Origin of the sequence: Pantoea sp. JV6 (genome assembly GCF_025910055.1) — a bacterium.
Classification (GTDB): domain Bacteria; phylum Pseudomonadota; class Gammaproteobacteria; order Enterobacterales; family Enterobacteriaceae; genus Pantoea; species Pantoea agglomerans.
Genome location: NZ_JAPCIM010000003.1, coordinates 223,754 through 236,628, shown reverse-complemented (window position 1 = coordinate 236,628; position 12,875 = coordinate 223,754). Strand labels below are relative to the sequence as shown.

Below are 12,875 nucleotides of genomic sequence, written 5' to 3'. Positions count from 1 at the left end.
ACGGAGGAGGTTAGTCGCCCTGCATGTTGGTTAATTGATGTTGTAAGTTCATGCACAATGACCAGTGCTCATCAACAGACACAACAGCGCGTGAACGCTGCTCCATAGACAATTGTGGCTCGGTCCACAGGAAAGGATAAAAGGAGTAAACCGCGTCACCATTCATTTCAGATGTTTCTTCACGCCAGCCTGTCCAGCGTACGCTTTGATAGAATCGATCCAAATTGCCACAGAGAACCCATTGCAGGAAACCTGAATAGTTAGTATCAAGGCTCTCCCATTCCAGAGAATCCGGTGCGAAATAATATACGCCGCCTCGATCTTCACCGAATTCACCACCGTTAAGTGCAAAAAAGCCCCCCGATACATCATCAGCAACCAAGAGCGCCTGAAATATCCGGCCTGTTGCTACCGATTGCGTCCAGGAAGCAGGAGCTCGTGCCAGCTTGGGATGACCAGAGCCTAAAATCCGCAACCAGCCATTATCAACCAAGATGCCTCCCGTTTCGGACAACACAGCGCCTAGCGGGGAGAGCGTTGTAACCTGAAGCTGATGTAAGGCAGATCTTGCGAGCGTCGGGTCACAGGGAAGCACTTCATAATTATTGTTCGCTTCTTTCAGCCACTGCTGCACCATAAGCCAGCCAGAGCTTTGCTGATCAATTAATTCAGTCAGTTCCCTCATGCATTATCCTTTATCGCACTTCGCATCTTTAGCTTATATATCGGACGACTCGCCGATAACTGAACATGGTCACTTACATGCTCCTTTAGAAAAACATAGCATTAGGTTAGCAAGGTCCGCTTCTGGCACAAACCGGACATTGGCATCACGTAGTGTCCGCTAAGAGCGAAGAGCGGACCTTGTTTATGCTTATACTTTTTGAATTAGAACCCCTGCTACATGACCTAAATAATTGATATGCTATTGAAACTGGCAAATCAGGAAGAAATTCATGGACAAGGACACACTGGTTACACTCTTGAAATTCAAGCGCTGGATTGATGCTGAAGCGCTAAAAGCAGTTAAAGCTATCAGCGAATCTGCTTATGCAGAAAAGCGTCATCTGATGCTAAGATTGATGAACCATATTCATGTGGTAGACATGATTTTCAGAGCAAATATTTCGGGACGGCAGCATGGTTACACTGCCCTGAATACCCCTGAAACACCCTCTGTAGATGAGCTTGAGGTCAAAATGGAAGACTGTACAAACTGGTATATTCAGCACGTCAGCTCAATGGCTCCGGCCGATTTAGGAGAAACGATTAAGTTCAGTTTTGTCGATGGTGGAGAGGGAGAAATGACAGCCATAGACATGCTAAATCATATGCTTTTTCATGGAACCTACCACCGTGGGGCAATAGGCTGGTTAATTTCAGAGTGCGGAGGTGTTCCTCCGAAAGATGTGCTGACGGTTTTTCTAAGGGATCATAATCACTGACAGGTAAGTTCTTCAGCCCATCACCTACCAGCGGCTTTGAGGGCCGCTTTGGCGAGAAGCCTACCTTAACGACCTGCGATGGCGATAAGTTTGGGCTAAAAATTTTCAGAGATAATGCTTAGAGCTCTCTCAAAAGTCTGGCTGGATTGCCAGCATACACCCCTTTAATTAACACAGGCTTTGTAACCACGCTACCTGCACCAATCACCGCACCACTGCAAATGTCCGTTGTTAAGATAGTTGCTCCGCTCCCCACGGTTACCGCGTTGCCTAATACGATATGTATCCAGCTTTCTGCAGAAGCATCAGGACCGCCATTCTTGAACAGGTCGTTAGCAAAGGTTACGCCATGGCCTATAAAACAGTCCTTACCCAAGGTAACGTTCTCACAGATAAAAGTGTGAGACTGTACTCGGGTTCTGTCGCCTATAACGCATCCCTTTTGTATCTCTACGAATGGTCCTACAAAAACATCATCGCCCAGTTCACACTCATAGATGTTTACCGGCGTGATTACTTTCACATTTTCACCTTGTTTTACGTCACGAATGCCACTTTCAATAACCTTCATATGAGCTGTGTCCTTCCTCGAGATGATTCGGCTAAAAGCTTGAGCAGGTTTTGAACTTCACCAAGTGCCCAAGTTAACCTGCTTTCACTCATTCGCGCACTATGATGATCGCAATGTCCGCTCCTGCCACTAAGCAGACATGCTTGCGGGGCACAGTCCACTATGAGCGAGAAACGGACTTAAGGGTGATATGTTAGGTAACATAGAAATGAAAATCTAAAAACGGATGCCACTTACAGTGAAAGAAAGCAATTGCCAGACCTGTAATCAGCCAATGAGTAAGACACCAGACACATTGAATTTTGACTGTGGTGGAGACTGTTTAAGTTGCATGGCCTGGCATGGCGATTCAGACGCATTGGAGATGGTTGAAAGACTTACAGGTGAAAAAGTTGATGTCCGTGGAAATCGATAACGTACATGTAAGATTGAAGGTCAGCCATGAGCGAGGAGCGGACGTTGTGTAAGATTAAAGCTGTAAGAAAATACAGACCTATAGGCCGATTCAGGCTGCAATTTATGTTTATATAAATATCAAGAATTAGTATTTAAGCTTTTTTAAGGGGGGTACGTGCGCATTCGACCATCATCTCGACTGATCATTGTTTCGCCTGATAATCGCGTCCTGCTCTTTAGGTTCTGTCATAAAGATGGAGCTCTGAGAGGAAAAACATACTGGGCAACACCGGGTGGAGGGCTTGAAAAAAATGAATCTTTTGAGCAGGCCGCTATACGCGAATTATTTGAAGAAACGGGTTTGATAAGGACATTAACAGGACCACAGATAGCGTCCCAAAACTTCACAATGATGCTACCCAGTGGGGAGACTGTACTTGCTGAAGAGCGTTTCTTTATGATTGATGCAAATACAGTTGAGCTCGACCGCTCAGGGTGGAGTAGCAATGAACAGGAAGTCATACGCGATTATCATTGGTGGACAATTGAAGAGCTCATACACACCAATGAGACAATTTTTCCACGCGATTTAATCATTAACATACTTGAAAGGGAGTAAGCCGGACCTTCAACATTAACTGCAACATGATACCCTGAACGTCCGCTTCTGGCACTAAGCAGACGTTGTGCAGGCCCATGTCCGCTATGAGCGTGAAGCGGACATAGTTACAAGCATTCTGTTAAAATTAACAGGAAGCAGGTTAATCCGCGGCTTCAATTATGCTTAATTATCTAATAAAGGCTTACGTATTTACTCATCAGGTTCCGGCTTCAGCCGGTCGGGAGGTATTTTACACAGTAACTGAGCTATCATGCCGATAATTGATTGGGGCGGGAAACTCTCCCATTGCCCAATATCAGGTTTTGCGTAAATGATATCGCCTTCGGCATAAGGTTTAGTAAACAGAGTCCATCCCATGACGGAACGTTGATTTTTATCACAATTAATAATATTGATTGTTCGTGAGCTGTTTGCGTAAACGGGAGGATGAGAACTAATACGCTTCGTTTCTTTATAATTATTGATCATATAAAATTTGCGCAAATGATTGTTTCCTTGATACATTGAAACCATCCGCAGGTCCGCATAGGAAATGGCATGATCATCTGTCAATACTTTAATCAAGCCTGCAGGTTTTTTTGCGGATGTATCAGGTGAAGATGTATTTTTCAAAGCACATCCTGATAGTAAAAAAAACATAAGACATAGTAGAGTTTTCATATTAATTTTTCACCTTCAAATCAGGTCTAAACTCTGCAAGCATATCAGGCGTGACATAACCTTGAATTGAGCAAAGTAATAACGAACCATTCTTATCTTTGCTCAGAATCAAAAGCTTCTCAGTACTTTCTTTGGCGGGTGCAATACCACTTACAGCTTGATTATTGATTTTCCAGTTGCTGTCAGGCCCTTCTTTTATCATTGCCTGAGAAATAGAGTCATCGCCTGTTTTTACCCACTTCAGATGGTTAAGTGCGTTCATCACTTCTTGAGGCGAATTTTGCAAAATCATGCCCCAGTAATAAAATTTCCCGTCATTAATCACGTCGAGATCGCTGGTTTGAAGATAATAGCCTGAAATCGTCAGATTTAGTTCTTTCAAAGGCTGGGCGAACCATATTCTGCCATTACCATCGGCTGGCCCTTTGAACCATGCCAGATGATGCTCGCCTATAGCGAGAGGAACCAAACCTTTAAATTTACTTTTCTGATGATAGATTTCTTGGAAAAAACTCGCGTCGCAACGTGAAAGGCTTTTCGTTAATGTGCTGGCCTGAACAGAAGATACTGCGCATCCCATACTAAGTATCATGGCGGTTATGTATACAATTTTACTCACGTTATATCCTTATTTAGAAAAAACATTTTTTATTATCGGCACGAGTTGATGAAACTTTACAGTTTTCAATTAAATGTCTTTCATGTTGATTTTGTTAGTGCAATAACAGTAAGTCTGGATCGTCATTGTCAGACTGTGACCTGCTCCCGGTAAACTAACTTACCATGATCCAAGCAAAGTCCGCCCTTGGCACATAGCGGACTGTGTATAGGCCAATGTCCACTATGAGCGAACAGCAGACGTTGACTGATGACTACTCAGTGAATTCATCGTTATTGAACATACCCTCCCGGCAACGAACTCAATCTCAATCGTTCTCAGACAGCTAGCGCTAGTTGTTGATGACGCTCTATAAATTTCGCTTTGAGGGCGCTATAGCGATGAGCATCGTTCCTGCTGACTAATACAGCTGCGTGTTTTATCTCAGCATACTCTTCTGCAATGTCTTTGTTTCTTCGAAGATAATCACGGAAAGCAAGATGTCTCAATACCTGCATATCTCCGACTGCAAACGCATGGACTTGATGACTACGCTGATCACCACCTTTAATGAAATATCTGCGCCCCGCAATCCCGTTCTCACCGCGAGCAACATACCCGGCGTGGGCCATTGCTGAATGGTACTTATCCAGTTCATTGATGTCGGAAACTTCAAGTAGCATATCAATTACAGGCTTTGCTGAGAGACCAGGAACTGACGTGCTTCCAATATGATGGACATCCTTAGCCATTCCACCGAGCAATGTTTTTATCAGTAAACTTTCAGCTTCAAACATCTCAGGCCATCTATCAACGTATGGCACAACAATAATCTTCCGCATAAACACATTCTCTCTGTCCTAAGTGTGCAACTCAACCCTGAACCCCGGCATTGCCTGCAGCCGGCGTTCCCTGGTGAAAAAACAGAGTCCACTGGCCCTCATCCGAACAAATCCAGCAAGAGGAACGTAGTGCATGATGGCTACCATCAGCGTAAAACGTCCGATAGTGAAGCAGAGCGTAACCGCAGCCCATCTCCGTAAGACGGAAATCGCTGCTGAGAATATAAGGTGCAGCCTTTTCACTTAGCAGCGACGCAATGGTCTCTGACCGGTCGACCGTCACACCTGACCGGGTGATTTCACGGAATTCAGGATGAAGAATCAGTTCCAGCCACTCCGGATCATTGCGCCTGTCGCCGTGAAGGCTGCACTCAAGCAATCTGAGCTTCTCCAGAAGCATTCTGCTTATCCTCAAGTGATTAAGCCGGACGTTCAAATTTACCATAACAGTTCATGCGCTACTTCCGCTTCTGAGACGAAGCGGACTTAAACGTTGGCCTATGTCCGCTATGAGCGAAAAGCGGTCGTCAAAATGATAGCGGCAGGGACGTTCTGCCATAATAAATATAACAACCCGCTCGCGAACCCTTTATGGTGTTGATTTTTCAGACAGAGTTGCAGGGCAGCATAAAATCCCCGGTTTTTACTGCAACCATTCTACCCACGTTTTACTTTTTTAATTGCCATTTTTACTAACCAATAAATGGCTAAAGCGTAAAACGCGATAACGGTCAAAAGGGAAAAGAACGTAACCGGATCCGTACCGGCTTCGTATACGTCATCCTGATAACTGCTGAAAATTTGGTGAGAATGTTCAACGAGCCACGCCGTCAGCGGATAGAGTGGCATCCCGTAACGCGACACCATAAAGGCCACAATAAAGCAGACGAAAAAACCCGCTGCTTTTCTAGCGAATTTTGCAGTTTGCAAAGTTACTTTCTCCCTGAACGTCAACGTAGCCGTATGCCATCAAGCTGTTTCGCGAACCCGGCACGCGGATTGTTTTTCTCCGGAGCAGCGCCTGTCTTACCGTATAGAAATCAGTACGCCGCACGAAGGTGATACACCCTTCACTTTCTCCGGAGCCGTCTGGCCGAAGAGGATGCAGGCGGAAACCGCCGCGGGCAACGCCATTGATGAAGATGGAATCACTCATCGTTTTTGAATCAAAGAGCGCAAACCACTCTGAATGATTTGAGTTGTTCCAGGTGTCGACGGCCCATCCTCTGATCCGGTTAGCGATACTGCCTTCAGGACGCGGAACAATCCAGTAGCGCCCGACCGGAATGGCACTGTTAGGCTTGTAGGTACAGTTTGGATCATTGGTATAAGGCTTTTGGCCGGAAAAGACCGGGAAGGTACCCACGCCGTAAACGTGCAGCTTTGCCTCGCCACCGCCCTTTGTCAGATCGTCGTAGGTCATTCTCATTAACTGCATTAAACGCTCCCTGTAGGTTATAAGGCATGCCAATGAACCGGGCAATGCTACCATTCCTTAATAGAGAAGTTAACGGGCAGGCGGGCGCTTGACAGCCAGAGTTCATCTCATGCGAACCAGACAGCCTTATTTATCATAAGACTACTTGCCGCACCCCGTAAGAGGCCTTCGGCGCGATCCTTCAGCACAAATACTGACGTCCGCTTATGGCACAAAGCGGACTGACGGCAGCCCAGGGTCCGCTATGAGCGAGAAGCATAAGTCGCTGCTGCGTAAGCCGGAATAGAGCTTTGGTGGTGCGGCGGGCGAGAAGAACAGTCCGCATTCAAAAAGCTTTCTCGATGGCGTCAAAAAGTTCTTCGACGATTTGACTCGCTAAGCGGAAACGCTGCGGTAAACATAAAAAGCTCCTGCTGTGCAGGGGCTTTTTTTATTGCTGTACTATTCAGCAAAACGTATCCGGTAGGCGTACTTAAAAATCTTTCTCAAGTTTCCGCTTTCGTTGTCGATAACCTGATTGCTGGCTGAGTGATGATTTCACTCAGCATTTTTTTTCATTTCAGGCGATAAGGATATTTATGAACAAGCTTTGTGTTGCGGCGTTGTTGGCTCTGAGTTTAACCGGCTGTGCGCAGCAGACTTTCGTAATGAAACAGAATCAAGTTGGCGCGGCGACGAAAACCACCAGCCAGCCGTTCTTTGTTTCAGGTATCGGTCAGCGCAAGAGCATTGATGCGGCGCAGGTGTGCGGCGGCCAGGAAAAAGTTAACCGGGTTGAAGTGCAGCAAACGTTTGTTAATGGCTTACTGAGCGTGGTGACGTTTGGTATCTACACGCCACGTGAAGCGCGCGTTTATTGCGCCATCTGATAATGCCTCAGGCCGGTTCGCCGGCCTAATCCTGCGCCTGTTATTAAATCGCATTAGTATATTGTAACTATTAAATTCTGCTCTCGCACCGCTGCGCGGCTCGCCTGCTGACGACGATATCCGAAACGAGTTCAGGCAACGTCGTCCAGCCTGGTAAAAGCAGTGGTAAGCTGTTGATGCGTGTCAGTCCGCTTTGAGCGAGTAACGGACATTGCTAAAAGCGTTCTGTAAGAATTAACAGGGAGCAGGTCAGTCGCCTTCATCACTTATACGCATAAAAAGATCAAGCCTAAGGCATGCATCTGTACGGGCATCCAGATACGGTTTTCTCACCTCCTCCAGCTAACTCCTCCACACCCCGACTTCAATGATGACGTCGCGTAGCCCCGCACCGGTTAAATCTGACGATAGAGAAAGTAATGTTTTCACTGATGATTTGTCCTAAAATCATGATCATTGAGTAAAAACGATGGCTGCAATCAGACTCATAGCATCATAAGCCGTGAAACAGTCAATCTGCATTTCAATTATTTCTACAAAATGAGGTCAAATTGAGGCCTTTAAGACAAGCTGCTACGGAGTGACTGGCATGAGTGAGTTAGTGACAATGGCTTTGAGGGTCCCACCTGATGACGAATAAACAGGGTGTTTTGATTGTTAACCTTGGAACACCAAAAGAACCAACGCCTGTTGCGGTAAAGAAATTTTTATCTAAATTTCTGCATGACTACAGAGTGGTCGACTTACCAAGAATCATTTGGTGCCCCATTCTACATGGCGTGATTATCCCATTACGTGCAAGGCGAGTGGCGAAATTATATTCTTCGATTTGGATGGAGGAAGGCTCCCCTCTTATGGTTTACAGCGTCAGGCAAGCCCGTGCGCTTGAAGAAGTGACAGGTATGCCCGTCGAGCTGGGGATGAGTTATGGCGAGCCCAGTATAGGTGGTGCAATTGACAGGCTACTGGAAAAAGGCGTCGATAAAATTATCGTCATTCCTTTGTATCCCCAGTTTTCATCTTCGACCGTTTCTTCTGTTTGGGATAGCGTGAGCCGTCACCTGCAGATAATGAAGAACCGGTATACACCCTCCATAAATTTCATCAATGACTATGCCGATCACCCTGCCTACATTGAAGCGTTAAGAGCATCCGTTCAGGCATCTTTCGAAGCTAACGGCGTTCCAGATGCATTGTTAATTTCATATCATGGTATACCGGTAAGGTTTGTCAAAGAGGGGGACCGATACCAGGAAAGATGTGAGTTAACGACAAAATTACTCATTGAAGCAATCAATATGCCGTCATTGAAAATATTGATGACGTTCCAGTCAAGATTCGGCAGAGAGCCATGGTTAACGCCTTTTACTGATGAGACAATTAAAAATCTACCGAATGAAGGAATAAAAAGCCTGCATGTAATCAGCCCGGGGTTCGCATCAGACTGTTTAGAAACGCTTGAGGAGCTTGATGAGCAGAACAGGGAGATTTTTATGCATGCGGGTGGTACATCGTTTACTTACATACCGGCGCTTAATGATAAACCGATTCATATCGAGATGCTGCGACAACTTGTGAACCTTAATCGGTTTCAGGGATGATTTTCACACTCTTGGGAGCAGGGTGTTGCAGGTGTCAACATTCATAGTGAAACCAGAAGTGGGCCCTCCCGGACATGTATGTGATACGTGCCGGGGCGGCGTTATAGGGGCCGCCTGGAAACCCGCTACTCCAGCTGCAAGCAACTGTCTTGTACGAGGGTATGAGTCGGAGATTAATCGTGGGCAAGTCAGCTATGAGCGAGGAGCTGACGTTTAGTATTTACGGGTACGCCTGCGCTGGCGCACCCGGTTACACTCAGGGCTTCCAGCGGCGCAGAGAGGTATGGTCTTCATACGGCAGCTTTGAAGGTAAAGAAATCAGTTCAATGACGCTACCCCACGGCGTGCGGCCGTAGCAGAAAAAGTTATTCTCTCCCACCTCAGTTGGAAACATCAGGGGCTGAGGAGAAGTAAACATTTTCCCGCCAGCCTGCTCGAACAGGCTGATAGCCTCGTTGATGTCATCAACGTAAACAGCAAAATGCTGCAGGCCATAATCGCTGGGTCGCACGGGCTGACTTTGCTCTGGCCCCTTCATTTCAAAAAGTTCCAGTCCCGGGCCGTGCTTCAGCTTCATCATTCTGACCGTGGTAATTTTCGTTCCCGGGAACAGGTTCAGAATATTTTCCGTTTCTTCGCCTTTTACGTCATCGTCTGAAGGCGAGACGGAGTCATAAATAACTTCTGCACCAAAGGCGTCAGAAAAGAAGCGGGTAGCCTCATCAATATCAGAAACGGTAATGCCGACATGGTCCATACCGCGAATAACGTTGGTAGACATAGTTTTCTCCCTGTGGTTGTTCAGATGTGAGTAATGTTATTAATCAGCCCTGGCGGGCCGCCATTGTCGCGAGCGCACTAAGCTGAGCCGAAATATGGTCACGGGTGTCCGCATCCGTTATGCGGCCGGATTTCGGATCAAGCCGGGATGAGGCCTGTCCAATCATGACCTCTGGCTTGTTAAGCACTCTGCCGTCAAGAAAGACCAGAATCTGACGCAGGTGATACTGCGCCCTTGCACCACCTATGGCACCGGGTGACGCAGTGATTATGGCGACGGGCTTACCGGCGACAGGGGTATCCGGAAGACGTGAAAGCCAGTCCAGCGCATTTTTCAGGGCACCCGGCACAGAATAGTTATATTCAGGTGTGACAATGATCAGGCCGTCTGCTGCCGCTATCGCTTGTCCCATTTCAACAACCGATTCAGGAAACCCCTGAGCCTGCAGGTCAGCGTCGTAATGCGGTATTTCCCCGACAGAGCTGAGCGCGCTGACATCCACGCCTGCCGGCGCCAGCAGGCTAAGATTGCGGGCTACGACGGCGTTAAAAGAATCCGTACGAAGACTGCCCAGCAGTGAGACAAATTTCAAAGGTCTTGTCTGTGACATGACTGCTCCCTGTGTTTTTAATATGGATACGCCGACAGGTGCCGGCACTTTGTTTTCGAACTGACTTAAGCCTGGTATAGAATTACACATCGATAAACACGCTATGAGTCGCCAGAGAGTCAACTTTATGTCTACCGGGTTTACAGCCGAATCCTTGCGAGGGATCACTACTTTTGTCACAACGGCCAGGTCCAGCAGCTTTACTGAAGCTGCGGAGCAATTGGGCATTACAAAATCTGCCGTCGGAAAAAGCGTGGCGCGGCTTGAGGAGAGGCTGGGAACGCGTCTGTTTCACCGCTCAACCCGTAAGCTAAGCCTGACCAGTGACGGAGAGGCCTATCTCACCAGTTGCCTCTCTGCGCTGGAAATTCTGGACTCGGCTGAAAATACGCTCAGCCGGCGGCAGGACAATCCTGCCGGAACGGTGCGTATAGACATGCCGGCATCATTCGGACGCAACCTGATGATGCCGGTGCTGCTTGAAGTGATGAATCTTTATCCAGCCCTGCGTCTGGTGTTGACCTTTAACGACCGTCTGATTGATCCGGTTGAGGAGGGCGTTGACCTGGTACTGCGCCTGGGCGAACTGCAGAGTACCGATGAGCTGATTGCGCGTCGTCTGAGCCGGCAGCGCCTCATGCTTTGCGCATCTCCCGCTTATGTTGAGCGGCATGGTCAGCCCTTTGATGTCGATGCGCTAAAAAAACACTGCTGCATTATGGGGTACCGGCGGGGGGCACCGCTTGCCTGGCGGCTGCGGCCAGCCGGGGAGCGGGAAATAAAGTTTATCTCGGCCTCGGCACACCAGATAAGCGACGGAGACGCCATGCTTCAGGCCTGCCTGGCAGGAGCAGGTATTGCCCAGTTTCCGGAATCGATGGTGAACAGCCATATTGATGAGGGCAGGCTTGTTGCTGTTATGCCCGATCATATGCCCGTACCCGTCGGGCTGAACGTTGTCTGGCCCCGGACAAGGCATCTGATCCCCAAGGTCAGGCTTATTGTCGATGAACTGCTGAGTAAGGCCGAAAAAGGATACTTTGGCACTCTTAAGTAGAATTTTTATCACCACTCAGGCGATTTCAGGGCTGTTTATCAACTCTGAGCAAGCTTATATCCTGTCTGTCCTGCTGCCATCACCGTGTCATGTGCCGGTTCTCTAAACGAAAGCCGGCACGTGTTATGCGCAGCTCAGACAAAAAAATAGGTTAACTGACAGGATATTTGTTATGCCACTTGCTCTCTGGGCGCTGGCGATTGGTGCATTCGGTATCGGTACGACTGAATTCATCATTGCCGGCCTGCTTCCCGTTATTGCCGCTGATTTCAACGTTACTATTCCCGTGGCCGGAAATCTGGCAACGGCTTATGCGCTGGGTGTTTTTGTCGGCGCGCCGGCCCTGATTATTCTGGGCTCAAAAGTGCCCCGAAAAGCCATGCTGGTTTTTCTGATGCTGCTGTTTGTGGCGGGTAACCTCGTTACGGCCTTTGCGCCCACGCTGGGCATTGCCATTCTGGGCAGGATCATCACGTCTCTGACTCACGGCGCCTTCTTTGGTATTGGTTCGATCATTGCTGCCGATATGGTTGCGCCGTCTAAGCGGGTAAGGGCGATTGCATTCATGTTCATGGGACTGACCGTAGCAAATCTTATTGGTGTTCCCGTCGGTACCTGGATCGGGCAGCATCTTTCCTGGCGGAATGCTTTTATGGTTATTGCCGCAATTGGAGTTGTTACGGTTATCAGCGTCGGCATGCTTATCCCGCATCAGCCCCGTCCGGAGAACCATAATTTCGCACACGAGTTTAATGCCTTCCGCAACGTCAATGTTCTGCTGGCGATGGGCATAACGGTCTTTGGGCCGGGTGCATTTTTTACCTCCATTACCTATATCGCACCCATGATGATCGAGCTGACCGGATACAGCGAAAGCAGCCTGGCATGGCTGATGCTGCTGTTCGGTCTGGGGCTATTTGTCGGTAATCAGTTGGGCGGCAGATATGCCGATCGCGCGCTTATGCCGATGCTTTACGTCACCCTGGCCGCTCAGGCCGTAGTCCTGCTGGTATTTAACTTTACTGCCCACAGCCAGGTCATGTCAGCGGTCTGTATTTTTCTGATGGCTGCGTTTGGGTTTGCGACCGTGTCCCCCATCCAGAAACTGGTGATGGACAAAGCGCGGGCCGCAGGAGCTCCGACGCTGGCTGCAGCCGTTAACATAGGTCTCTTCAATCTCGGTAATGCCCTGGGTGCATGGCTGGGAGGGGCAGTTATAGCGGCCGGCTTTGGTCTTCAGTCGCCTGACTGGGCAGGCGCGATACTCTCGGTTATAGCGCTGATTCTGGCAGTTATATCCGGACTGACTGACAAAACCGGGCATAGCGCTGCTATGCGTTCAGCTTCTCACAGTGAGTAACGTCCGCTTCTGGCCCTGAACAGAC

Annotated in this window: 16 protein-coding genes and 1 pseudogene; 7 read left to right on the top strand and 10 right to left on the bottom strand. The window is 48.1% G+C overall.

Annotated features, from left to right (window positions below; genetic code table 11):
• Nucleotides 1-10: 10 nt before the first annotated feature.
• Nucleotides 11-685, bottom strand: a complete 675-nt coding sequence (locus OK412_RS05135; RefSeq protein WP_033761037.1) for a DUF2625 domain-containing protein — start codon at nt 683-685, stop codon at nt 11-13.
• A 271-nt stretch (nt 686-956) separates the two neighbouring features.
• On the opposite strand from OK412_RS05135, the gene OK412_RS05130 reads away from it, so the two are divergent.
• Entirely contained in the window at nt 957-1,445 is a 489-nt protein-coding gene (locus OK412_RS05130) for a DinB family protein (protein WP_033761040.1), read from the top strand.
• A gap of 118 nt (nt 1,446-1,563) precedes the next feature.
• On the opposite strand, the gene OK412_RS05125 is transcribed toward OK412_RS05130, so the two are convergent.
• Entirely contained in the window at nt 1,564-2,016 is a 453-nt protein-coding gene (locus tag OK412_RS05125; protein ID WP_033761045.1) for an acyltransferase, read from the bottom strand.
• Between the two features lie 571 nt (nt 2,017-2,587).
• Between OK412_RS05125 and OK412_RS05120 the strand changes: the two genes are divergently transcribed.
• Nucleotides 2,588-3,031 (top strand): NUDIX hydrolase, encoded by a 444-nt coding sequence (locus tag OK412_RS05120; protein ID WP_031292560.1) that lies wholly within the window; start codon nt 2,588-2,590, stop codon nt 3,029-3,031.
• A 192-nt stretch (nt 3,032-3,223) separates the two neighbouring features.
• Here the strand turns inward: OK412_RS05120 and OK412_RS05115 are convergent, their stop codons facing one another.
• The 6 genes from OK412_RS05115 to OK412_RS05090 form a co-directional block, all read right to left on the bottom strand.
• Complete coding sequence (locus OK412_RS05115) at nt 3,224-3,646, bottom strand: surface-adhesin E family protein (RefSeq protein ID WP_243207468.1); 423 nt, start codon at nt 3,644-3,646, stop codon at nt 3,224-3,226.
• A gap of 49 nt (nt 3,647-3,695) precedes the next feature.
• Nucleotides 3,696-4,313, bottom strand: coding sequence for a hypothetical protein (locus OK412_RS05110; RefSeq protein ID WP_033760035.1), 618 nt, complete (start codon nt 4,311-4,313; stop codon nt 3,696-3,698).
• Nucleotides 4,314-4,630: 317 nt separating this feature from the next.
• The gene (locus OK412_RS05105) at nt 4,631-5,134 is read right to left on the bottom strand and encodes a GrpB family protein (RefSeq protein ID WP_033760036.1); all 504 of its coding nucleotides are present in this window, start codon (nt 5,132-5,134) and stop codon (nt 4,631-4,633) included.
• Nucleotides 5,135-5,165: 31 nt separating this feature from the next.
• A complete protein-coding gene (locus OK412_RS05100; RefSeq protein WP_033768683.1) occupies nt 5,166-5,534 on the bottom strand; it encodes a DUF4440 domain-containing protein in 369 nt (122 codons plus the stop codon).
• Nucleotides 5,535-5,791: 257 nt separating this feature from the next.
• Nucleotides 5,792-6,064 carry a hypothetical protein gene (locus OK412_RS05095; protein ID WP_010246721.1) on the bottom strand — a complete coding sequence of 91 codons (273 nt, stop codon included), beginning with the start codon at nt 6,062-6,064 and terminating at the stop codon, nt 5,792-5,794.
• Nucleotides 6,042-6,572 carry a DUF2778 domain-containing protein gene (locus OK412_RS05090; protein WP_010246718.1) on the bottom strand — a complete coding sequence of 177 codons (531 nt, stop codon included), beginning with the start codon at nt 6,570-6,572 and terminating at the stop codon, nt 6,042-6,044. The genes OK412_RS05095 and OK412_RS05090 overlap by 23 nt, the downstream gene beginning before the upstream one ends.
• A gap of 244 nt (nt 6,573-6,816) precedes the next feature.
• Here OK412_RS05090 and OK412_RS05085 point away from each other — a divergent pair.
• The 3 genes and pseudogenes from OK412_RS05085 to hemH all read left to right on the top strand — a co-directional run.
• Nucleotides 6,817-6,951: pseudogene (locus OK412_RS05085) on the top strand (molecular chaperone DnaJ); the annotation flags it as partial.
• A gap of 199 nt (nt 6,952-7,150) precedes the next feature.
• Entirely contained in the window at nt 7,151-7,441 is a 291-nt protein-coding gene (locus tag OK412_RS05080) for a Bor family protein (protein WP_010259114.1), read from the top strand.
• A 629-nt stretch (nt 7,442-8,070) separates the two neighbouring features.
• The gene (hemH, locus tag OK412_RS05075; protein ID WP_010259113.1) at nt 8,071-9,042 is read left to right on the top strand and encodes a ferrochelatase; all 972 of its coding nucleotides are present in this window, start codon (nt 8,071-8,073) and stop codon (nt 9,040-9,042) included.
• Between the two features lie 256 nt (nt 9,043-9,298).
• On the opposite strand, the gene OK412_RS05070 is transcribed toward hemH, so the two are convergent.
• Together OK412_RS05070 and OK412_RS05065 are read right to left on the bottom strand one after the other, a co-directional pair.
• Nucleotides 9,299-9,823, bottom strand: a complete 525-nt coding sequence (locus tag OK412_RS05070; RefSeq protein ID WP_010670676.1) for a VOC family protein — start codon at nt 9,821-9,823, stop codon at nt 9,299-9,301.
• 43 nt (nt 9,824-9,866) lie between these two features.
• The gene (locus tag OK412_RS05065) at nt 9,867-10,433 is read right to left on the bottom strand and encodes an NADPH-dependent FMN reductase (RefSeq protein WP_033786824.1); all 567 of its coding nucleotides are present in this window, start codon (nt 10,431-10,433) and stop codon (nt 9,867-9,869) included.
• A 127-nt stretch (nt 10,434-10,560) separates the two neighbouring features.
• Here OK412_RS05065 and OK412_RS05060 point away from each other — a divergent pair, with 127 nt between their 5' ends.
• A complete protein-coding gene (locus OK412_RS05060) occupies nt 10,561-11,490 on the top strand; it encodes a LysR family transcriptional regulator (RefSeq protein WP_062759323.1) in 930 nt (309 codons plus the stop codon).
• A gap of 172 nt (nt 11,491-11,662) precedes the next feature.
• Complete coding sequence (locus OK412_RS05055) at nt 11,663-12,850, top strand: MFS transporter (RefSeq protein WP_264352799.1); 1,188 nt, start codon at nt 11,663-11,665, stop codon at nt 12,848-12,850.
• The last annotated feature ends 25 nt before the right edge of the window (nt 12,851-12,875 follow it).